Origin of the sequence: Leifsonia sp. 71-9 (assembly GCF_001898805.1) — a bacterium.
Classification (GTDB): Bacteria; Actinomycetota; Actinomycetes; order Actinomycetales; family Microbacteriaceae; genus Leifsonia.
Genome location: NZ_MKVJ01000023.1, coordinates 44931 through 65308, shown reverse-complemented (window position 1 = coordinate 65308; position 20378 = coordinate 44931). Strand labels below are relative to the sequence as shown.

Genomic DNA, 20378 nt, shown 5'->3' with positions numbered 1-20378 from the left:
GTCTCCTCAACACGAAACAATGGGTGTTAATCTACCCCCTGCGCACCCTTCGCCTGAAATGCAGCCACGCGCCCGTGCCGCCGAGGGCGACGAGGGCCACGAAACCCGTGATCAGTGCGAACGGAATCCAGAAGGTGGTGAGGACGCTCCATTGCGGCCAAAAGAACCGCGTCCATTCTACCGCGCGTTCGGGTGCGAGCTTCGCCGGGGCCGGAATCGCCTGCGGATCACTGGTCGGGGCGGGTGTCGTCGGCATCTCCGCCCGGCGGTGCACGCGGATCCACTCGCTCAGATCGCCCATCGGATTCGCCGTCACATGCGGCACGGAGGCGGTCACGGCGGCCGCAGCGTCCAGCAGCCCGAACCCGTAGATCGGGCTGGGCACGGCTCCCGCGACCGGGCGCGCCGTCTTGATGATCCGCTCGATGACGTCGGCCGCCTTCAGCTCGGGATGCGCGGCCCGCACGAGCGCGACGGCGCCCGACACGAGGGGCGCCGCCCCGCTCGTGCCCGCCCACTGCACGTACCCGCCGCCGGGGTTCGCCCCGACGAGCTGCTCGCTCGGCGCGGAGACCCCGATGGTGATGCCCTGCGACGACGCGTCGAAGCTCGCCTGCCCCTGCCGGTCGACGCCCGCCACCGTGAGGACGCCCGGGATGGTCGCGGGCGCGCCGACCTCGGTCGTCCCGCTCCCCCGGTTGCCGGCCGCGGCGACGATCACGACGTCGTGCTGGAACGCGTACTGGAAGGCGTCGTCCCAGCTCGTCGGCCAGTCGAGGGTGTTGCGGGTGAGGGACATGTTGATCACGCTGGCGCCGTTGTCCACCGCCCAGCGGACCGCCTGAGCGATCTGGTCGTCGCTGCCGATCGATCCCATCGCCTTGCCGAGCGCCACCGACGCCGGGAGGATCGTCGCCTCCGGGGCCGCGCCCAGAACGCCGTTGCCGTCGCCAGTGCCGCGCCCCGCGAGCAGCGAGGCCACCCAGGTGCCGTGGTTCGCGGCGTCGCCGTCGCCGAGCGGTTTCTGGCCGTTGGCGGCGCCGACGCCGGAGACGTCCGTCCCGGCACCCAGCGCTCCGGCCAGGTCGGGGACGCTCCCGTCGACGCCGGTGTCGATCACGGCGACCTTCACCCCGGCGCCGCGGGTGGTCTGCCACGCCGTGGTGAATCCGTAGTCGGAGAGCCAGTACTCGAGATCGCGGACCTGATCGGCCTGGGCCGGCGCGGGCGCGACCAGAGTGAGCGCCACGGCGGCCGCTACGGCCGCGAACGAGCGGCGCGCCCGCCCCGCCCCGCGCGTGCCGCGTCGCGCCCGTCCCCGGCGCGTACGGCCTCCCCCCAGGCCTGCGCTCATTCCGTCACGTCGACCTGACACTCGCAGACCTCGGGCGACCAGTCGCCGCGGGCGAGCGCGAGATCGCCGATCGGGTTCACACCCGGGCCGGCCGCGAGCGCGTGCGCCGCGAGCGCGTGGAGGCACTTCACCCGGGTCGGCATGCCGCCCGACGAGATGCCCGCGATCTCCTCGACGACGCCGATGGACTCCCGGTCGGCGAGGAACTGCTCGTGCGCGGCGGCGTACCGGGCGCGCACCTCCTCGTCCTCGGCCAGGAGGTCGTTGTACTCGTTCATCACCTGCGTCGCCTCGAGCGTCGACATCGCCGCGGTCGCCGCCGGGTGGGTCAGGTAGTAGAACGTCGGGAACGGCGTGCCGTCGGCGAGGCGCGGAGCGGTCGACACGACGGTGGGGCGCCCGCAGACGCAGCGCGCGGCGATGCCGACGACGTCGCGGGCGGGCCGGCCGAGCTGGCGGCTGACGGTGGCGATGTCCTCGTCGGTCACGGGGTCGAACGGCGGTCTGGTCATGGTGCGGTGCTCACTTGGTCGGGGTGGGTGTCGGGGCCGGGGTGCCGGTCTGGCCGCTCAGCTGCGCCGGGGTCGCCTCGGTGAGGCCCGCCCCCATGAACGAGCCGAACAGGGAGCCGGCCCAGTCGGTGTGCGTCTGCTGGATCTTGGAGCTCACGGGCGCATCGGTCGACGCGGCGGCGGGCGGGCGGTCGTCGATGACCAGGTAGCTCGTCTCGCCGGGCATCACGTAGTAGAGCCGGTCGCGGGCCTGGGCGCGGATGTAGCTGGGGTCGTTCCAGCGGGCGCGCTGCGCCTTCGCCGCATCGACCTGGCTGTTCAACGTGTCGACGATGGCCTGCTGATCGGCGATCTGCGACCGCTGCTGCGCGAACGCCTGCAGCGTCGGGGCCAGGATCACGACCGCCAGCACCAGGATGCCCATCATCACCAGCGAGAACGCGGAGAAGTGGATGCCGCGCAGCCAGCGGCCGGTGCCGGTCGGCGCGGACATGACCGGGGCGACCGTGTGCGTCGTGGGCTTCGGCGCGGACGACCGGTTCCGCGGCGCCGTGGATGGCTGAGCGGCCTTCGCCTGGGCGGAGCGTTTCGCCGGTTTCGTCGGTTTCGTCGGCGAACCCGCCGACGCGGCCTTCGCGGTCGGGGCCGTCGCGGGCGCCGGGCGCTTCTCTGGCGCGGGCGTCGTGTTCGGGAGCGTTGGCCGCTTCGGCATGGCACCTCCCGGCTGGACGGACGACACGGACGCGGAGCCTGCCGGCCCCTCATTCATCGTAGGCGATCACCTCCCACCACCCCGTGCGCGCCCCTCCCGCGTCGCCGCCTGTGAGCAACTCCACAGTGAACGCACGAGGGCCCCCGTCTCGCGACGGGGGCCCTCGGGTGCTGCGGGTGCGTTACGCGGTGAAGCGCGGGAAGGCGCTGCGGCCGGCGTAGACGGCGGCGTCGCCCAGCTCCTCCTCGATGCGGAGCAGCTGGTTGTACTTCGCGACGCGCTCGGAGCGGGCCGGGGCGCCGGTCTTGATCTGGCCGGCGTCGGTGGCGACGGCGAGGTCGGCGATGGTGGTGTCCTCGGTCTCGCCGGAGCGGTGCGAGAGCACGGCGGTCATGCCGGAGCGCTGCGCGAGGGAGACGGCGTCGAGCGTCTCGGTCAGGGTGCCGATCTGGTTGACCTTGACGAGGATGCTGTTCGCGGCCTTCGCGGCGATGCCCTGGGCGAGGCGCTTCGGGTTGGTGACGAAGAGGTCGTCGCCGACGAGCTGCAGCTTGGAGCCGATCTCGGCGTTCAGGTGGGCCCAGCCCTCCCAGTCGTCCTCGGCCAGCGGGTCCTCGATGGAGACCAGCGGGTAGGCGGCGGCGAGCTCGGCGTAGTAGGCCGACATCTGGGCCGCGGTGCGGTCCTGGCCCTCGAAGCGGTACACGCCGTTCTCGAAGAACTCGGTGGAGGCGACGTCGAGGCCGAGCGCGATGTCGGTGCCGACGGTGAAGCCGGCCTTCTCGATCGCCTCGGAGATCAGGTCGAGCGCGGCACGGTTGTGCTCGAGCTCGGGCGCGAAGCCGCCCTCGTCGCCGAGGCCGGTGTTGAGGCCCTTCGACTTCAGCAGCGACTTGAGCGAGTGGTAGGTCTCGACGCCCCAGCGGAGGGCCTCGGAGAAGGTCTCCGCGCCGATCGGCAGGACCATGAACTCCTGGATGTCGACGCCGGTGTCGGCGTGCGCGCCGCCGTTGATGATGTTCATCATCGGCACCGGGAGCACGTGCGCGTTCGGGCCGCCGACGTAGCGGAAGAGCGGCAGGTCGGCGGAGTCCGCGGCGGCCTTGGCGACCGCGAGGCTGACGCCGAGGATGGCGTTGGCGCCGAGGCGCTTCTTGTTGTCGGTGCCGTCGAGGTCGATCATGGCCTCGTCGACGAGACGCTGGTCGCTGGCCTCGAAGCCCTCGATGGCCGGGCCGATCTCGTCGAGGACCGCGTCCACGGCCTTCTCGACGCCCTTGCCCAGGTAGCGGTCCTTGTCGCCGTCGCGAAGCTCGTAGGCCTCGAAGGCGCCGGTGGAGGCTCCGGACGGGACGGCGGCACGGCTGACGGTGCCGTCCTCCAGGAGCACCTCGACCTCGACGGTCGGGTTGCCGCGCGAATCCAGGATCTCGCGAGCGCCTACAGCTTCGATCTGAGCCACAACAGTCTCCTCAGTGGTAGTTCATGGGTTTCATCGCAAGTCTAGTGAAGCCGGGTGAACAGCCCGTGCCCGCGGCTGGATGCTTGCGATGAATGGCGGGACCGCCGGAGCGCCGCCGCCCGGAGCGGCTAGTGGAGGGACGGGTCGGCCGGCCCGATCGTCCACGACGCGAAGCGCACGACGAGACCGGCGCGGGTGGGTGCGCAGAGCATCGGGCCGGCCTCGGCGGTGGCGTCCGGGTCGAGGTAGGCGACCCGCACGAGGCGGAACGGCTCCTCCCCCGAACGCGCCCGGATCGTGAGCGCGTCGCCCGAGCGGCTGACCCGCACCGTGATGGGCGCTCCCGACCACGCCGCGACCGGAGCGACCGACCAGTCCGAGAACCGGTGCGTGACGACCGCGCCGAGCTGGAGGGCGCCGTCGGCGAACTCCACGCCCGCCTTGGTCCACTCCTCGTCGGAGACGCGCACGAAGAGCCCGGCCTGGTCGAACTGCTGGGAGAAGTCGCCGGTGAACGACACCTCCATCGCCGTTCCGGAGGGGAAGGGCGCGAGGAGGGCGTGCTCGGTGTCGTGGACGAAGCCGTACGAGGTGGTGCGCCACGCGTCGCTCGACTCGACGGCGGTGACGACGAGGGCGTCGCCGTCGTGCTCCACGGCGGCGGGCGGCGTGGTCCACGCTCCGTCGTCCCAGGCGACCGGATGCATCGCGAGCGGGCTGTCCGCCTCCCAGCCGCTCATCCCAGCGGCTTGATCTCGAGCGCCGCCGCGTCGGCCGTGTCGGCGTTCACGAACGCGAAGGAGCGGTATCCCGAGGCGGCGGCCCGGTCGAGCACGCCCTTCAGGTTCTTCGCGCGCCGGTCGAGCCGCACCCGGCGTCCCTCGGCGACGAGGGCCGACTTGACCGCCATCAGCCGGTCCAGTGGGACGGCCGCGTCGTAGACGAGCACGACCGAGTCGGCGCCCTCGTCGTCGGGCAGCTCGATCAGGTCGACGACGCGCTCGAACCCGATCGAGAACCCGCACGCGGGCACGTCGGTGCCGAGGAACCGCCCGATCATGCCGTCGTAGCGTCCACCGCCGCCGACGGAGCTGCCGGAGCCGGGGTGCGCGATCTCGAAGATCGTGCCGGTGTAGTAGCCCATCCCCCGCACGAGCGTCGGGTCGAAGCGCAGGCGCACGCCGTCCGGGAGGGTGTCGAGCGCGTGGGCCAGCGCCTCCAGCGCCGCGACGGCATCCGCGTCGACGCCCGTCGGCAGGATCTGCGAGATCGCCTCCACCGTGAGTTCCACGCCGCCGTCGGCCAGGTGCGGTTCGAGGCCGGCGAGGATGCCGCCGAGCACGGCCGCCGCGTCGGCGCCGCCCTCGCTCAGCTCGGCGACGACGCCCTCGGCGCCGATCTTGTCGAGCTTGTCGACCGAGATCAGCACCTGCGGCCAGCGCGACTCCTCGAAGCCGCAGTACTCGAGCAGGCCGTTCAGGATGCGGCGGTCGTTGATGCGGATGGTGCAGTTCTGCAGACCCAGGGCGTCCAGCGTCGCGGCGGTCGCCGTGATCAGCTCCACCTCGGCCAGCTGGGAGCCCTCGCCGATGATGTCGATGTCGCACTGCACGAACTGCCGGTACCGGCCCTTCTGCGGCCGCTCGGCGCGCCACACCGGCGCGATCTGGATGGAGCGGAACACCGGGGGGAGCTCCCCGCGGTGCGTCGCGTAGAAGCGGGCGAGCGGCACGGTCAGGTCGAAGCGCAGCCCGAGGTCGCAGAGCGCGAGGGTGTCGCCCGACTCGAGCGCCGCGCGCAGGTCGTCGGCGTCGAGGCCGCGCTTGAGCACGCTGAAGGCGAGCTTCTCGTTGTCGCCGCCGAGGCCGGAGTGGAGGCGCGCCGCATCCTCGACGACCGGCGTCTCGATCTCGTCGAACCCGTGGGAGGCGAAACTGCGGCGGATCACGCCCAGCGCGTGCTCCCGTCGTGCCTTCTCGGCGGGGAGGAAGTCGCGCATGCCACGGGGCGGGGTGATCGGTGAGGCCATGCCTCGATTCTTCCACGAGCGGCACGGCGACACCTCCCGGGGGGATGGCCGGGCGAAGGGGCCCGGACGTAGACTCCAGGCGTTGCCACCCTGATGCCGCGCCCCCGGCGCGACTCGGTGGTGTCCCGCTGGACCTGGCATGAGCCGCATCCGTCCGACCACGGTCGCGATGTTCGCTGCCAGACACGACGAGGCTGGCAACGCGTCCCCGCTCGCCGGTCGAGACCCAGGCCAGGAGTGGAGCCGATAGGCGCCCTCACCCGAGTGGCAGCCGGCACCGGGCGGGACGCGCTGCCGGCTACGCCGAGCCGTTCCGCACTCTGCCCGCGCTACACGCGGTGGTGCCGCCCGAGCGGGACGACGAGCGGCGTGGCCGTCACCGGGTCGCTGGCGATGACCGACTCCACGCCGAACACGTCCCGCACGAGCTCCGCCGTCACGACCTCGGACGGGTCCCCCGCGGCGACGATGGAGCCGGCGCGCATCGCGACCAGGTGGTCGGCGTAGCGGGCGGCGAGGTTGAGGTCGTGCAGCACCATGACGACGGTCGCACCGCGAGCGGCGTTCAGGTCGAGCAGCAGGTCGAGCACGTCGATCTGGTGGCTGATGTCGAGGAAGGTCGTCGGCTCGTCGAGCAGCAGGATGTCGGTCTGCTGCGCGAGCGCCATCGCGATCCACACCCGCTGGCGCTGGCCGCCGGAGAGCTCGTCGACGGAGCGCTCCGCCAGCTCGGTGATCCCGGTGGCGGCCATCGCCTCCGACACCGCCGTGTCGTCCTCCGCCGTCCAGCGCCGGAACCAGCCCTGGTGCGGGTAGCGCCCGCGCGACACCAGGTCGGCCACGGTGATCCCGTCCGGCGCGACCGGGGTCTGCGGCAGCAGCCCGAGCCGGGTGGCGACCTGCTTCGTCGGCAGGGAGTGGATGTCGGCGCCGTCGAGCAGCACGGATCCCCCGGCCGGCGCGAGCAGCCGGGAGAGACCGCGCAGGAGGGTGGACTTGCCGCAGGCGTTGGGCCCGACGATCGCCGTCACCCGCCCGGGCGGGATGGTCAGGTCGAGGCCCTCCACGACGACGCGGCCCTCGTACGAGAGGGTCAGGTCGCGAGCGACGAGCTCGTGTGCAGCGGTCATGTCAGCCTCCTCGGCCGATTCGGTTGGTGCGGGTGAGCAGCCAGAGCAGGTAGGGGGCGCCGACGATGCCGGTCACGACCCCGACCGGGAACACGACGCCGGGCACGGCGAACTGGGCGACGATGTCCGAGAGCAGGAGCACGAGGGCGCCGACCAGCGCCGACGAGACGAGCGCCAGGGAGCCGCGGCCGACGAGCCGCCGCGCGATCGGGGCCGCGAGGAACGCGACGAAGCCGATCGGCCCGGCGACGGAGACGGCGAGCGCGGCGAGCGCGACCGCCACCGCGACGACGAGCAGCCGGGTGCGCTCGGCGCGCACGCCGATCCCGGCGGCGGTGTCGTCGCCGAGGCCGAGCGCCGCCAGCGGCCTCCCGAGCAGCAGGGCGCACGGCAGGAGGATCACAGCGCCGACGGCGAGAACCACGAGGGAGACGCCGCCGACGGTGTTGAGGCTGCCCGTGATCCAGACCAGCGCGCTCTGGACGTCGCTGAGGTCGGCCTTGGTGAGCACGTAGGAGACGACGCCGGAGGCGATCGCGGCGAACCCGATGCCGACGAGCACGAAGCGGTACCCGCTCACGCCGCGGCGCCAGGCGAGCGCGTAGATCAGCAGGGCGGCCACCAGCGTCCCCACGAGGACGACGCCCGACAGGGCGAGGCCGGTGAGGCCGAACCAGACCAGCGCGACCGAGCCGACCGCACTGGCGCTGGCGGTGATGCCGATGATGTCGGGGCTCGCGAGCGGGTTGCGGGCCACGGACTGGATCAGCGCACCCGACACGCCGAGGCAGGCGCCGACCAGCGCGGCGGCGAGCAGGCGTGGCAGACGCAGGTCCAGGATGACGAAGGAGGTGAGCCGGTCCGCCCGGCCGACGAGCGCGGCGAGCACGTCCTCCGGCGCGACTCCCGCGTCCCCGAGGGTGAGGGAGACGGCGGCGGCGACGAGCAGCAGCGCGCCGAGGATCACGGCCACGCGGGTGGCGCGACCGGCGCGGCGGCGCCGGTCGACGGTGACGGCGCTCACAGGCTGACCAGCTTGCGCCGGCGCACCAGGGCGATGAAGAGCGGGGCGCCGACGAAGGCCATCACGACGCCGACCTGCAGCTCGCCCGGCATGGCGACGACCCGGCCGATGATGTCGCACGCCAGCAGGAGGGTCGGTGCGACGACGGCGGAGAAGGCGAGGATCCAGCGGTAGTCGCCGCCGACCGCCCACCGGGCGATGTGCGGGACGACGAGGCCGACGAAGGCGATCGGACCGACCGCCGCGGTCGCCGACCCGCACAGGAGCACGATGGCGACGGCACTGGCTCCGCGCGCCACCCCGACGCGCTGGCCGAGACCGCGGGCGACATCGTCGCCGAGCGCGAGACCGTTGAGCACGCGGCCGAGGCCCAGGGCGATGACGGCGCCGACCAGGAGGGTGGGCAGCACCTGCCAGAAGACGTCGAAGCCGCGACCGGCCAGGGCGCCGACCTGCCAGAACCGCATGGCGTCGAGCGAGACGCGGCTGGTCAGCAGCACCGCGGTGATCAGCGAGCCGAGCGCCGCCGACACCGCGGCTCCCGCGATCGCGAGCTTGATCGGGGTCGCGCCTTCGCGTCCCGCCGAGGACACCGCGTAGACGAGCGCCGAGGCCAGCGCCGCCCCGGCGAACGCGAACCAGACGTAGCCGGAGGCGCTCGTGACGCCGAGGTACGCGATCGCCACCACGACGGCGAGGGAGGCGCCGAAGTTGACGCCCAGGATCCCCGGATCGGCGAGCGGGTTGCGCGACAGCCCCTGCATCACGGTGCCGGAGAGCCCGAGGGCGAGACCGGCGGCCAGGCCGAGCAGGGTGCGCGGGAGCCGGCTGCCGATCACGACGAGGTGCTCGGGGTCGCTCGCACGGTAGTGGAACAGCGCGTCGAGCACGTCCGCCGGCGCGATCGTGCGCGCTCCGACCATGAGGCTCAGCACGCTCACCGCGACCAGGGCGACCGCGGCGACGACGAAGCCCACGAGCAGACGCCGACGGCGCCGGCCGTGCGAGGAGATCCCCTCGGCACGGCCGGCGCTGGCGGCGATGACGCTCGCGGGCATCCGCCTACTTGACCTTGTCGGCGGCGGCGGCCAGCTGCGGCACGTACTTGTCGAGCATCCACGGGATGGCGAGGACGCTGGGCGCGCTGGTGGCGGCGACGAACGACTCGCCGACGATGGGTGCGAAGCGGCCCTCCTTGATCGTGGGCATCGCGGCGACCAGCGGGTCGGCCGTGAAGGCGTCGACGGAGGACTGCTTGTCGAAGTACATCACCAGCAGATCCGTGTCGATCTTCGAGAGGTTCTCGTAGCTGAGCTGGAAGAAGAAGCTGCCGTCGTCCTTGGTCGTGTCCAGCGCGGCGATGCTCGGCGAGTTCTTCAGGCCGAGCTCGTTGAGCAGCTGCACGCGCGGGTCCTCGGCGCGGTACACGTTGAGCAGGCCCGGCTCGTTGGCCGCGGCGTAGAAGAACGTCTTGTCCTTCAGCACCGGGTACTTCGCGGCGAGCGACGACACGTTCTCCTTCGTCTTCGTGACGAGGGCGTCCGCCTTGTCGGAGAGGCCGAGCGCCTTGCCGACGATGGCGGTCTGGTCCTGCCAGCTGGTCGCCCACGGCTTGTCCGGGTACGCGACGACGGGGGCGATCTTGCTGAGCGTGTCGAACTCGGTCTGGGTCAGGCCGGAGTACGGGGCCAGGATCACGTCGGGCTTGGCCTTCACGAACGCCTCGAACGGCACCTCGCCGGTGTCGGAGGCGATGATCTGCGGGGTCGTGCCCTTCAGTTCCTTGATCTTGTCGGCGTCCCACGGCAGCACGCCGTCCTTGTCGCCGCCGTACGTGAACGCGGGCATGGCGACCGGGACGATGCCGAGCGCGAGCACCACATCCTGCGCACCCCAGCCCCACGTCGCGACGCGCTTCGGCTTGGAGTCGATCGTCGTCTTGCCCAGCGCGCTGTCGATGGTGACCGGGAAGGCTCCCGCGTCGCCGCCGGAGGTGCTCTCGGTGCCGGAGCTGCCGGCGCTGCAGCCGGTGAGGACGAGCGCGGCGGAGGCGACGACGGCCGAGGCGATCAGGGCGACACGCGACCGGCGACGGCCGCGGCGAGCGGTTTCGAGCATGGCTCTCCTGGGTTCGGGAGGGGTGGAAGGCGTGTCGATCGACACATTAGGGAAGCCTAACCTAAGCATCCCGCCGTCACCACCCGAGGGCGGCCGATTCAGGCGTCGAGCGCCTCCTGCTCGCGGATCTCGCCCTGCAGATCCCGCAGCGTCGACCGCAGCGCCCGCTCGGCGTCGAGGCCCTGCGCCTTCGCCGACGCGACGATGGCGAGCAGCAGCGGGCCGAGCTCGTCCTCGCTGCTCACCGGCACTCCCCCGCCCTCGGCGAGATCGATGAGCCCGACCTTCTGTGCGCGGCCCAGCAGCTTGTCGGCCAGGGCCAGTGAAGGCATCGCCTGCGGGATGCCGTCGAGCACGCTCGTGCGGCCCGGCTTCTCGGCCTTCTTGAGGTCGTCCCAGAACCCGACGACGTCGTCCGCCGTCTCGGCCGTGCGTTCGCCGCCGAACACGTGCGGGTGACGGCCGACCATCTTGGCCGCCATCTGGGCCGCGACATCCTGCAGGTCGAAGTCCTCACCCGGGGTGTGCGCGGCGATGTCGGCGTGGAACAGCACCTGGTAGAGCACGTCGCCGAGCTCCTCGATCATGTCCTCGCGGGTGCCGTTCTCGATGGCCTCCACCAGCTCGTACGTCTCCTCGATGAGGTACTGCACGAGCGATTCGTGGGTCTGCTCGGCATCCCACGGGCAGCCGCCGGGAGCGCGGAGCCGTGCCGTCACCGCGACGAGCTCGTCGAGTTTGCTGGGGGCCGTGTCGGTCATCGGTGCTCCTCCTCAGGACTCCCCCATCCTCTCACCGTCGCGCCCGGACTACGCTGACGGCATGGCCAGCCGCATCGCCCGCGTCACCGTCTCCGTCACCGACCTCGCCGCCTCGCTCGCCCTGTACCGCGACGTGATCGGCCTCGCCGAGCTCTACGCCGCGGACGACCTCACGATGCTGACGACCGACCCGGACGACACGACCGGCGCGGCGACGCAGGTGCTGCTCCACCGACGCACGCCGACGCCCGGCGACGCCGGTGTCGCCGTCAGCTTCGGGGTGCCGGATGTCGACGCGGCGACCGAGGCCGCCGTCGCGGCCGGAGCCACCGTGCTCGACCCGCCGGCCGACCAGCCGTGGCGCGAAAGGCAGTCCGTGCTGCGGGACCGCGACGGCCACCTCCTCTGCCTCGTCGCGCCCCTCCGGTAGACTCGGGGCCTGGTGTGCCGGGAAGTCTGGTCGGCGGGTGACGTGATCGCGTCGCTCCTCCGCCCCACCCACCCCGCACCCGGTGCGAGAAGGGCCTCACCCCGATGAGCATCATCCGATCCGAACGCACCGCCGCCGGCCTCCTGCTCGGAGCCGCCGCCCTCGGCCTCCTGCTGGCGAACACCGCCGCCGGCCCCGCCCTCGTCGACCTCCAGCACGCACACCTCGGCTTCGGCCCGGTCGACCTCAGCGTGGGCCATTGGATCAGCGACGGGTTGCTCGCGATCTTCTTCTTCATCGTCGCGGTGGAGCTGAAGCACGAGCTGGTCGCCGGCGAGCTCAACTCGTTCGCGAAGGCGATCCATCCCGCCATCGCCGCAGTGGCCGGCGTCGCCGTGCCCGCCCTGGTCTACCTCGCGTTCAGCGCGGGCAGCGGGCTGGAGGCGGGCTGGCCCATCCCCACCGCGACGGACATCGCGTTCGCGCTCGGGGTGCTCGCCGTGTTCGGCCGCGGGCTGCCCAACCGGCTGCGCGTGTTCCTGCTGGCCCTCGCGGTGCTGGACGACCTGATCGCCATTCTGATCATCGCCGTCTTCTTCACCACCGACCCGAACATCCTGGAGCTCGTGCTCGCGGCCGTCACCGTGACCGCGTTCGGGCTGCTGAGCCGGATGCTGCGCGGCCGGATGCGCGGACCCGTCGCGGTGCTGATGGTGCTGATCGCCGTGCTCACCTGGTGGCTGGTCTACGACTCGGGCGTGCACGCGACGATCGCCGGCGTCGCCCTCGGCCTGGTGATGGCCCGCCGGCCCGCCGGCCGGGTCACGCACGCGCTGGAGCCGTGGTCGAACGGGCTGATCCTGCCGCTGTTCGCCTTCTCGGCGGCGCTCGTCGTCATCCCTTCGGTCGCGCCGTCGGAGCTCTCCCCGGCCTTCTGGGGCATCCTGATCGCCCTGCCGGTCGGCAAGCTGATCGGCATCACGCTCGGCGGCTGGCTGGGCTCCTTCACCCGCAGCAAGGAGGAACGCGCCCGCATCTCCCTCTTCGGCCTGGTGGCGATCGGCGCGCTCGGCGGAATCGGCTTCACCGTCTCGCTGCTGATGAACGAACTGGCGTTCGCCGGCGACGACCTCGTGCGGTCGGAGGGCACGCTCGCCGTGCTCCTCGGCTCCGGCGTCTCGATCGTGCTCGCCGGCATCCTGGTGTCGCTGCTCGCACGCCGCTACCGCCGCCTCCACCCGCGCGCGTAACCCCGTCCCGCGCGCAACCCCGTCCCGCGCGCAACCGGAGCCGCGCGCAACTCCGGCCCGCGCGCAATTCCGGCCCGCGCGCAATTGCGGCCCGCGGCGCAATTCCGGCGATTCCGGCGATCTAGGCGCGGAACGCCGTCGGAACGGCGAACTGAGCGGCGCGCCCTCCCGAATCTCCGGAGTTGCCGGGCGGCTAGCCTGGGAAGTGGGACGTGCGTGGCGATTTCCGGAACTCCGGTCACCCGGCCGGACGCGCCGCTCATGTCGCCGGAGTTCCGGCGATCTGCGGGTTTTGGCCGCAGATCACCGGAATTGCTGGCGCGGGAGCGGGCGCGCAGCGCGGCAGCGGTCGGGTGCGCCGGTCAGGCGGCGGGCTCGGTGGCGGGTTCGGGGACGGGGAAGAGGGCGCCGAGGAGGGTGGCGACCCACTCGATGAGGTCGGCGTCGTCGACGGGCTCGCCGTTGACGCGGGGCAGCGGGACCATCGCGACCTTGGGGGCCGCGTGGTACTTCGACCCCGGGTACATCCGCTGCAGCCGCACCTGGAGCGAGTCGGGCAGGAGCGCGGGCGCGAGCCGCAGGTTGGAACCCATGGCGACGACCTCTCCCAGTCCGGCCTTCTGTGCGGCACGGCGGAGGCGGGACACGGCGACGAGGTTGAGCACCTGCACGGGCGGCTCGCCGTAGCGGTCCGTCATCTCCTCGAGGACGAGGTCGATCTGGCCGTCCTTCGAGGTCGGCGCGCTCGCGGAGGACAGCTTCTGGTAGGCCTCGAGGCGCAGGCGCTCGCTGTCGACGTACTCCTCGGGGATGTGCGCATCCACCGGCAGCTCGAGCCGCAGCTCGGTCTGCCCCTCCGCGACCTCACCGCGGAACGTCGAGACGGCCTCGCCGATCATCCGCAGGTAGAGGTCGAAGCCGACGCCGGCGATGTGGCCGGACTGCTCTCCGCCCAGGAGGTTGCCCGCGCCGCGGATCTCGAGGTCTTTGAGGGCGACCTGCATGCCGCTGCCGAGGTCGTTGTTGGCCGCGATGGTGGAGAGACGGTCGTGCGCGGTCTCGCTGAGGGGCTTGTTCTCGTCCCAGAGGAAGTACGCGTACGCCCGCTCGCGGCCACGGCCGACGCGGCCGCGCAGCTGGTGGAGCTGGCTCAGGCCGTACTTGTCGGCGCGGTCGATGATGATCGTGTTCGCGTTCGAGATGTCGAGTCCGGTCTCGATGATCGTCGTCGAGACGAGCACGTCGAACCGGCGCTCCCAGAAGTCGACCACGACCTGCTCCAGGGCGTGCTCGTTCATCTTGCCGTGGGCGACGCCGATGCGCGCCTCCGGCACCAGTTCGGCCAGCTTCGCCGCGGTCGCCGAGATCGAGCCGACGCGGTTGTGCACGAAGAACACCTGGCCCTCCCGCAGCAGCTCGCGCCGGATGGCGGCCGCGACCTGCTTGTCGGAGTACGGCCCGACGAACGTGAGGATGGGGTGGCGGTCCTCCGGGGGCGTCGCCAGCGTCGACATCTCGCGGATGCCGGTGACGGCCATCTCGAGCGTGCGCGGGATGGGTGTCGCGCTCATCGCCAGGATGTCGACGTTGGTCTTGAGCTTCTTGAGCTGGTCCTTGTGCTCGACGCCGAAGCGCTGCTCCTCGTCGATGATGACCAGGCCGAGGTCCTTGAACGTCACCCCCTCGGCGAGGATGCGGTGCGTGCCGATGACGATGTCGACGGTGCCGTCGGCCATGCCCGCCAGCGTCTCCCGCGCCTCCTTGTCGGTCTGGAACCGACTCAGCTGGCGCAGGTGCACCGGGAAGCCGGCGAAGCGCTCGAGGAACGTCTCGGCGTGCTGCTTGACGAGCAGCGTGGTCGGCACGAGCATCGCGACCTGCTTGCCGTCCTGGATGGCCTTGAACGCCGCCCGCACCGCGATCTCGGTCTTGCCGAAGCCGACGTCGCCCGAGATCAGCCGGTCCATCGGGATGGGCCGCTCCATGTCGGCCTTCACCTCGTCGATGGTCTGCAGCTGGTCCAGGGTCTCCGCGAACGGGAACGCCTCCTCCAGCTCGTGCTGCCACGGGGTGTCGGGCCCGAACGCGTAACCCTTGCTGGCCATGCGCGCCGAGTAGAGCTTGACGAGCTCGACCGCGATGTCGCGGACGGCCTTGCGGGCGCGCCCCTTCGCGGCCGACCAGTCGCTGCCGCCCATCTTGCTCAGCTGCGGAGCCTCCCCGCCGACGTAGCGGCTCAGGAGGTCGAGCTGATCGGTCGGCACGAAGAGCTTGTCGCCAGGGTAGCCGCGCTTGGAAGGGGCGTACTCCAGCACGAGGTACTCGCGCTTGGACTTGACCGCGTTGCGACCGCCGCTCGACACCTCGCGCTGCGTCAGCTCGACGAACTTGCCGATGCCGTGCGTCTCGTGCACGACGTAGTCGCCGGGCTTGAGCTGCATCGGGTCGACGACGTTCTTGCGGCGCGCGGCGAGCTTCTTCACCTGGCGCGAGTCGTAGCCGATGGTGCGGCCGTAGAACTCGCTCTCGCCCACCACCGCGAGCTTGATCTCCGGCACCTCGAAGCCGTGCTCGACATTGGCCTTCAGGAGGTACGCGATACCGGGCTCGGGATCGACCGGGAACTCGTCGACCGGGCGCGCGGGCAGCTCGGCCTCGCCGAGCACCTGGGCGGCGCGTTCGACCAGGCCGTTGCCCTCGGCGACGACGGCGACGCGCCAGCCGTCGCGCAGCCGCGCGGCCACGCGGCCGACCGCGCCGGAGACGTTGCCCTGGAAGCTCGGGACGGCCTCCGCCGCGATGCGGACCTGGAGGTGCTCCTCGATCTCGCGATGCTCGGGCAGGATGTCGTCCGCCTGGAACCCGCTCATCGTCCACCACGGGTGGTCCTGCGCGGGCGCCCCGGGACGGCTGAACTTCACCGAGTCGTGCAGCTTCTGCAGCGTGAGGAAGTCGCCCGCGGCCAGGTCGATCGGGGCCGCGGCGCCCACGGTCGCGGCGCTCCACGCGGCGGAGAGGAACTCGCGGTTCGTCTCCGCGAGGCTGACGGCACGGGAGGCGACCCGCTCCGGGGAGAATACGGCGACGGCCGCGCCGTCGGGCAGGTAGTGGGTGAGCGGGACGAGCCGGTCGACCAGGGCGGGAGCGAGCGACTCCATCCCCTCGACCGGGATGCCCTCGCCGATCTTGGCGAGCATCCCGGACAGGCTCGGGAACTCGTGCTCCATCTCCCGCGCGCGCTGGCGGACCGACTCGCTGAGCAGCAGCTCGCGGCTCGGCGGCAGCGCCACCGACGGGATGGGCTCGGGCAGGGAGCGCTGGTCGGCCACCGAGAAGGCGCGGATCTGCTCCACCTCGTCGCCGAAGAAGTCGACGCGGTAGGGGTGGTCGGCCGTGGGCGGGAAGACATCGAGGATGCCGCCGCGCACCGCGAACTCGCCGCGGCGCGTGACCATGTCGACGCGCGCGTAGGCGAGGTCGACCAGCTGCGAGGCGAGGCCCGCGAGGTCGAAGCCGCGGCCTCCCGCGACGAGGTCGGTCGTCGCATAATCGGTCAGGTTGTCGGCCAGCGGCTGCAGAGCGGCGCGCACCGAGGCGACGAGGACGAACGGCTTCGTGCGGTCCCCGGTGCCCCAGTCGGCGAGGCGGCGCAGGGCGGTGAGGCGCTTGCCGACGATCTCGGCGCTCGGGCTGAGGCGCTCATGCGGGAGCGTCTCCCAGGCGGGGAACTCCACGATCTCGGCCTCGGGCAGCACGCAGGGCAGCGCGGCGCGGACGGCCTCCGACTCGCGGCCCGTGGCGGTGATCACCAGGACCGCCTGCGACGCGTTCTGCTCGGCGCGGCGGCGCACGAGACCGGCGAGCAGCGGGGCGCGCAGTCCGTCCGTGAGCGAGAAGTCGGCGTCGCGGCCGGCGTACGTGAGTGCGTCAGCGAACGTGGAGGCGCGCTGAAGCGCCGTGATCAAGCCCTGGAGTATCACTCGGCAGAGTCTACGCGGCGCCCCCGACAGTGCCCTCGGGCAGCGGCGTGAGGTGCCCGGAGTCGTCGATCGTCCGCCACAGCGCCGGTTGCGGCGTCGCGGCCGACGCGGTGGAGCCGGAGAATCGGCGACACGCAACGGCGAGGCCGCCGTGGCGCGGAACGACCTCCCCGTCGCCCGCGAGGACGGTCAGCGCGGCGAGCGCGTCGAGGTCGGCGGCCCCGGCCTTCACCAGCGCCTCCTTCGCCGTCCAGGCCAGGAGGAACACGGCATCCGGATCCGCGGACGCGGCCACGATCCGGCGCTCGGTGGGCGAGAGCGTCTGCGCGAGCAGCGCGCCCGACGGCCGGACGGGAGCGTCGACGTCGACGCCGAGCCGGTCGAGCGCCGCGGCGGCGGCCACCCGTCCGTGCGCGTGCGACCAGGAGAGGTGGATGCCGACGGCGCTCGGCAGCGGGCGCCCGTGCGGGCCACCGCACGCGTCGCACCGCTGCACGATGTCCCCGGCCGCGAGCGGCGCGCCGGTCAGAGCGCAATGGGCGACGGCGGCCAGCAGGCGCGCGGCGGTGAAGTCGGCGCGGTCGCCGGCGTGGCGCAACCGGGCGCGGCGGTCGTCAGCCTCCCGGCCGAGCGGCTCGTCGGGAATCGCCGCGAGCACGCGCGCGGTATCCGCGACGAGCACGAGGGCAGAACCGGGCCGGACCACGCCTTCACTGTAGGCGAGCGTCAGATCCAGCCGTCGAGCGCGCGCATGAAGCCGTCGTGGTCGTCGCGATTGATGACGTGCCCCGACCCGGCGACCACCCGCACGTCGAAGCCGGTGTCGCGGAGGCGCTCGGCGACCTCCGGCTTCACCAGGTGGGAGTTGTCGGCGAGCATCACCAGCGACGGCACCATCATGGTCGTCGGCGCGCGCATCACGCTCGGCGCGAGCACGCTCGGGATGGCGGCGCGGTCGAACGCGCGGAACGACTCGACCTCGATCGCGACGTCGGCCGGATCCCACCGCGGGTTGCGCTTCGCGATGCGCGCGGCGGACTGCCGGGCGAGCGTCTTGAGGAAGGCCGGCGCGAGCATCAGCTGGAACCAGTTCGCCGCCGGGCAGGAGAAGGCCGGGTCCACGTAGACGACGCGCTCCGGCCGCAGCCGCTCGACGGCGAGGCTCACCGTGAGGCCGCCGAGCGAGTGGCCCATCACGAGCTCGGGTTCGGCCGGGACCGTGTCGACGATGTCCTGCGCCATCAGCTCCGCCGAGTACTCCCCGGTGCGTGGGCTGTGGCCGTGACCGCGGAGGTCGACGGCGATCACGTGGTACCCGTGCTCGGCGAGCACCGGGCCGACCCGGCGCCAGGTGCGGGAGTCGGACATCACGCCGTGGACCAGGACCGCGTAGCGGTCTCCGTGACCCCACTCGCGAGTGAACAGCTCCATGGCCGACACGGTACGACCGCGCGCTGTGCGGCGACTGAGCGAGTACCGCGCGCGACCTGTGACCCGCCGGACGCGAGCCCGACGCCGGCGTCCGCTATTCTTCGGCTCGACGGCGCACCAGACGCCGCGCAGAGGAGCCAGAATGTCCGACATTCCCGAGCAGCACGCTGCTCCCCCACAGCCGTTCGTCCCGCCGGTCGCGCCGCCGCCGGTCGCCGCCCCGCTGGCGGCCCCCGCGCACCCGGTGCACCCGCCGGCGCAGGCGTACCCGCAGCAGGCGTACCCGCAGCAGGAGTACCCGCAGCAGCTGTACGCGCCTCAGGCGTATCCGCAGCCCTACCCCGCAGCCGGCGGATTCGGCTGGGCTGCCGCACCGGAGCCCGCACGATCCCGGGCGCTCGGCATCGTCTCGATGGCGCTCGCGCTCGTCGTGTTCCTCCTGTCCGTCGTCGCCTCGATCATCGTCGGGTCGGCGGCCGGACCGCTCGCGCAGCGCAGCGCCGACAGCTTCTCGTTCGACTCCGGCTCGCTCTCGCCCGAGCAGGCGGAGTCGTTCGCGCCGGTCGCCGTGCTCATGGGGGCGCAGATGCTGTTCGGCACCGTCCTCGGGCTCGTCGCCCTGGTGCTCGGGATCGTCGCCGCGGCCACCAAGCGCGGCCGCGCCTTCGGCGTCGTCGGGATCGTCGCCGCAGCGGCGGCGCCGATCGTGTCGTTCATCGTGTACACCGCGGTGCTCGCGGTCTCCGCGCCGGGGCTGTAGCCGCCGCACATTCGGCACAAATGTCGGGAATGCGCCGCGCTTTCCCGACATTTGTGACGAATGTCGGAGGGAGCGGAGCCGTCAACGGGCGGTGTGGAACCGGTTCTGCGCGGCCGTGAGGCCCTCGCTCGCGATCTGCTCCACGGCGTCCGCGGCGTCGCCGACGAGGATGGGCAGGTTCTTGCGCTCCTCGGCGCTGAAGGCCTTGAGCACGTGGTCCGCCGCGGCCTGCGAACCGGGAGGGCGGCCGACGCCGACGCGCACGCGCGTGAAGTCGCCGCTGCCGGTCGCCGCGATCACGTCGCGGACGCCGTTGTGACCGCCGTGGCCGCCGCCGTGCTTGAGGCGCACGGTGTCGAACGGGATGTCGAGCTCGTCGTGCACCACGATCAGGCGCGAGGGATCGAGCGAGTAGAAGCGCAGCAGCTGCGAGACCGGCCCGCCGGACACGTTCATGAACGTGTTCGGCTTGGCCAGCACGAACCGCGGCCCGCCCGGGGCGAGTCGCCCCTCGGCCACGGTGGAGTTCGTCTTGTGGGTCTTGAAGGTGAGGCCGCCGCGCGAGGCGAGCTCGTCCAGCACCATCTGACCCACGTTGTGACGGGTGGCGGCGTAGCCGGGCCCGGGGTTACCGAGCCCGACCACGAGCCAGGGTCCGTCCGTCGGACGGGATGATTCCATCGGGAGTGACTACTCCGCGGCCTCGGCGGCGGCAGCGTCGTCCGCAGCCTCGGCGGTCTCGTCGTCGTCGGCGCGCACGGCGGCCGGGACGAGCACGTTGAGGATGAGGAGGTCCTCGTCCTCGGCCAGGGCGGCACCCTTCGGCAGGGTGAAGTCCTTGGCGTGGAACTGCGTGCCCTCGGCGGCGCCCTCCACGTCGAGAACGATGTTCTCGGGGATGTGGGTGGCCTCGACCTCGAGACGGAGGGTGTTGACCTCGAGCACCGCGATGGTGCCCGGGTAGGGCTCGCCCTGCACGTGCACGGGGACCTCGACCGAGACCTTCTCGCCGCTCTTGATGACGATGAGGTCGAGGTGCTCGATGATCTGGAGCACCGGGTCCTTCTGGACGTCCTTGACGAGGACGAGCTGGTCCGTGCCGGCGATGTCGAGCTGGAGGACGGCGTTCGCCTTGCGGAGCAGCAGGCCGACCTGGTGCGCCGGCACGGTGACGTGCTGCGGGTCGGTGCCGTGGCCGTAGATGACGGCGGGGATCTTGCCGGCGGCGCGGATCTTGCGGGCAGCGCCCTTGCCGAAGCTGTCGCGGACCTCTGCGACGACCTTGTTGGACTCGTCAGCCATGTTGTTCTCCTTGCCGGCCGGGGCCGGGGATCGGGGCGAGCGGTGCTCGCAGTGTGGGATTGTCGACTCGAGCGCATCGAGGTGCGCGAGGAAAGACTGCGAAGCCTGCTCCACCGCGTCGAT

The 20378-nt window shown here is 72.1% G+C and carries 19 protein-coding genes; 3 read left to right on the top strand and 16 right to left on the bottom strand.

Going from position 1 to position 20378, the window contains the following annotated elements:
- Positions 1 to 31: 31 nt before the first annotated feature.
- The 11 genes from BGO91_RS21550 to BGO91_RS21500 form a co-directional block, all read right to left on the bottom strand.
- Positions 32 to 1354 (bottom strand): S8 family serine peptidase, encoded by a 1323-nt coding sequence (locus tag BGO91_RS21550; protein WP_290474784.1) that lies wholly within the window; start codon positions 1352 to 1354, stop codon positions 32 to 34.
- A complete protein-coding gene (locus tag BGO91_RS21545; RefSeq protein WP_290474783.1) occupies positions 1351 to 1866 on the bottom strand; it encodes a DUF501 domain-containing protein in 516 nt (171 codons plus the stop codon). The genes BGO91_RS21550 and BGO91_RS21545 overlap by 4 nt, the downstream gene beginning before the upstream one ends.
- Positions 1867 to 1876: 10 nt before the next feature.
- Complete coding sequence (locus BGO91_RS21540) at positions 1877 to 2359, bottom strand: septum formation initiator family protein (RefSeq protein WP_290474782.1); 483 nt, start codon at positions 2357 to 2359, stop codon at positions 1877 to 1879.
- 400 nt (positions 2360 to 2759) lie between these two features.
- Positions 2760 to 4040 (bottom strand): phosphopyruvate hydratase, encoded by a 1281-nt coding sequence (eno, locus tag BGO91_RS21535; protein WP_021762363.1) that lies wholly within the window; start codon positions 4038 to 4040, stop codon positions 2760 to 2762.
- 128 nt (positions 4041 to 4168) lie between these two features.
- Complete coding sequence (locus BGO91_RS21530; protein ID WP_290474781.1) at positions 4169 to 4780, bottom strand: DUF1349 domain-containing protein; 612 nt, start codon at positions 4778 to 4780, stop codon at positions 4169 to 4171.
- Positions 4777 to 6069, bottom strand: a complete 1293-nt coding sequence (gene hisS / locus BGO91_RS21525) for a histidine--tRNA ligase (protein ID WP_290474780.1) — start codon at positions 6067 to 6069, stop codon at positions 4777 to 4779. Before hisS ends, BGO91_RS21530 begins: the two co-directional genes overlap by 4 nt.
- A 329-nt stretch (positions 6070 to 6398) precedes the next feature.
- Positions 6399 to 7199 (bottom strand): ABC transporter ATP-binding protein, encoded by an 801-nt coding sequence (locus BGO91_RS21520; protein ID WP_290474779.1) that lies wholly within the window; start codon positions 7197 to 7199, stop codon positions 6399 to 6401.
- 1 nt (position 7200) lies between these two features.
- On the bottom strand, positions 7201 to 8223 hold the full coding sequence (locus BGO91_RS21515; protein ID WP_290474778.1) for an iron chelate uptake ABC transporter family permease subunit: 1023 nt from the start codon (positions 8221 to 8223) through the stop codon (positions 7201 to 7203).
- Positions 8220 to 9281 (bottom strand): iron chelate uptake ABC transporter family permease subunit, encoded by a 1062-nt coding sequence (locus BGO91_RS21510; protein WP_290474777.1) that lies wholly within the window; start codon positions 9279 to 9281, stop codon positions 8220 to 8222. Before BGO91_RS21510 ends, BGO91_RS21515 begins: the two co-directional genes overlap by 4 nt.
- A gap of 4 nt (positions 9282 to 9285) precedes the next feature.
- Positions 9286 to 10341: an iron-siderophore ABC transporter substrate-binding protein gene (locus tag BGO91_RS21505; protein ID WP_290474776.1), complete on the bottom strand. Its 1056-nt coding sequence runs from the start codon at positions 10339 to 10341 to the stop codon at positions 9286 to 9288.
- Between the two features lie 98 nt (positions 10342 to 10439).
- On the bottom strand, positions 10440 to 11102 hold the full coding sequence (locus BGO91_RS21500) for a MazG family protein (RefSeq protein WP_290474775.1): 663 nt from the start codon (positions 11100 to 11102) through the stop codon (positions 10440 to 10442).
- A gap of 61 nt (positions 11103 to 11163) precedes the next feature.
- Here BGO91_RS21500 and BGO91_RS21495 point away from each other — a divergent pair, with 61 nt between their 5' ends.
- Together BGO91_RS21495 and BGO91_RS21490 are read left to right on the top strand one after the other, a co-directional pair.
- Complete coding sequence (locus BGO91_RS21495) at positions 11164 to 11532, top strand: VOC family protein (RefSeq protein ID WP_290474774.1); 369 nt, start codon at positions 11164 to 11166, stop codon at positions 11530 to 11532.
- A 104-nt stretch (positions 11533 to 11636) separates the two neighbouring features.
- Positions 11637 to 12782: a Na+/H+ antiporter NhaA gene (locus tag BGO91_RS21490; RefSeq protein ID WP_290474773.1), complete on the top strand. Its 1146-nt coding sequence runs from the start codon at positions 11637 to 11639 to the stop codon at positions 12780 to 12782.
- A gap of 362 nt (positions 12783 to 13144) precedes the next feature.
- On the opposite strand, the gene mfd is transcribed toward BGO91_RS21490, so the two are convergent.
- From mfd to BGO91_RS21475, 3 genes are read right to left on the bottom strand one after another with little or no spacing between them, the layout of a single operon-like run.
- Positions 13145 to 16762: a transcription-repair coupling factor gene (gene mfd, locus BGO91_RS21485; protein ID WP_290474772.1), complete on the bottom strand. Its 3618-nt coding sequence runs from the start codon at positions 16760 to 16762 to the stop codon at positions 13145 to 13147.
- 10 nt (positions 16763 to 16772) lie between these two features.
- Entirely contained in the window at positions 16773 to 17468 is a 696-nt protein-coding gene (locus tag BGO91_RS21480) for a 4'-phosphopantetheinyl transferase superfamily protein (RefSeq protein WP_290474771.1), read from the bottom strand.
- A gap of 20 nt (positions 17469 to 17488) precedes the next feature.
- A complete protein-coding gene (locus BGO91_RS21475) occupies positions 17489 to 18193 on the bottom strand; it encodes an alpha/beta fold hydrolase (RefSeq protein ID WP_290474770.1) in 705 nt (234 codons plus the stop codon).
- A 142-nt stretch (positions 18194 to 18335) separates the two neighbouring features.
- On the opposite strand from BGO91_RS21475, the gene BGO91_RS21470 reads away from it, so the two are divergent.
- Positions 18336 to 18953: a hypothetical protein gene (locus BGO91_RS21470; protein WP_290474769.1), complete on the top strand. Its 618-nt coding sequence runs from the start codon at positions 18336 to 18338 to the stop codon at positions 18951 to 18953.
- Between the two features lie 81 nt (positions 18954 to 19034).
- Here the strand turns inward: BGO91_RS21470 and pth are convergent, their stop codons facing one another.
- Positions 19035 to 19634, bottom strand: a complete 600-nt coding sequence (gene pth / locus BGO91_RS21465; RefSeq protein WP_290474768.1) for an aminoacyl-tRNA hydrolase — start codon at positions 19632 to 19634, stop codon at positions 19035 to 19037.
- A gap of 9 nt (positions 19635 to 19643) precedes the next feature.
- Positions 19644 to 20255 (bottom strand): 50S ribosomal protein L25/general stress protein Ctc, encoded by a 612-nt coding sequence (locus tag BGO91_RS21460; RefSeq protein ID WP_290474767.1) that lies wholly within the window; start codon positions 20253 to 20255, stop codon positions 19644 to 19646.
- Positions 20256 to 20378 lie beyond the last annotated feature (123 nt).

Coding starts and splice junctions, on each gene's coding strand:
- BGO91_RS21550 (WP_290474784.1), bottom strand. CDS start 1,354: ATGAGCGCAGGCCTGGGGGGAGGCCGTACGCGCCGGGGACGGGCGCGA.
- BGO91_RS21545 (WP_290474783.1), bottom strand. CDS start 1,866: ATGACCAGACCGCCGTTCGACCCCGTGACCGACGAGGACATCGCCACC.
- BGO91_RS21540 (WP_290474782.1), bottom strand. CDS start 2,359: ATGTCCGCGCCGACCGGCACCGGCCGCTGGCTGCGCGGCATCCACTTC.
- BGO91_RS21530 (WP_290474781.1), bottom strand. CDS start 4,780: ATGAGCGGCTGGGAGGCGGACAGCCCGCTCGCGATGCATCCGGTCGCC.
- hisS (WP_290474780.1), bottom strand. CDS start 6,069: ATGGCCTCACCGATCACCCCGCCCCGTGGCATGCGCGACTTCCTCCCC.
- BGO91_RS21520 (WP_290474779.1), bottom strand. CDS start 7,199: ATGACCGCTGCACACGAGCTCGTCGCTCGCGACCTGACCCTCTCGTAC.
- BGO91_RS21510 (WP_290474777.1), bottom strand. CDS start 9,281: ATGCCCGCGAGCGTCATCGCCGCCAGCGCCGGCCGTGCCGAGGGGATC.
- BGO91_RS21505 (WP_290474776.1), bottom strand. CDS start 10,341: ATGCTCGAAACCGCTCGCCGCGGCCGTCGCCGGTCGCGTGTCGCCCTG.
- BGO91_RS21500 (WP_290474775.1), bottom strand. CDS start 11,102: ATGACCGACACGGCCCCCAGCAAACTCGACGAGCTCGTCGCGGTGACG.
- BGO91_RS21495 (WP_290474774.1), top strand. CDS start 11,164: ATGGCCAGCCGCATCGCCCGCGTCACCGTCTCCGTCACCGACCTCGCC.
- BGO91_RS21490 (WP_290474773.1), top strand. CDS start 11,637: ATGAGCATCATCCGATCCGAACGCACCGCCGCCGGCCTCCTGCTCGGA.
- BGO91_RS21475 (WP_290474770.1), bottom strand. CDS start 18,193: ATGGAGCTGTTCACTCGCGAGTGGGGTCACGGAGACCGCTACGCGGTC.
- BGO91_RS21470 (WP_290474769.1), top strand. CDS start 18,336: ATGTCCGACATTCCCGAGCAGCACGCTGCTCCCCCACAGCCGTTCGTC.
- pth (WP_290474768.1), bottom strand. CDS start 19,634: ATGGAATCATCCCGTCCGACGGACGGACCCTGGCTCGTGGTCGGGCTC.
- BGO91_RS21460 (WP_290474767.1), bottom strand. CDS start 20,255: ATGGCTGACGAGTCCAACAAGGTCGTCGCAGAGGTCCGCGACAGCTTC.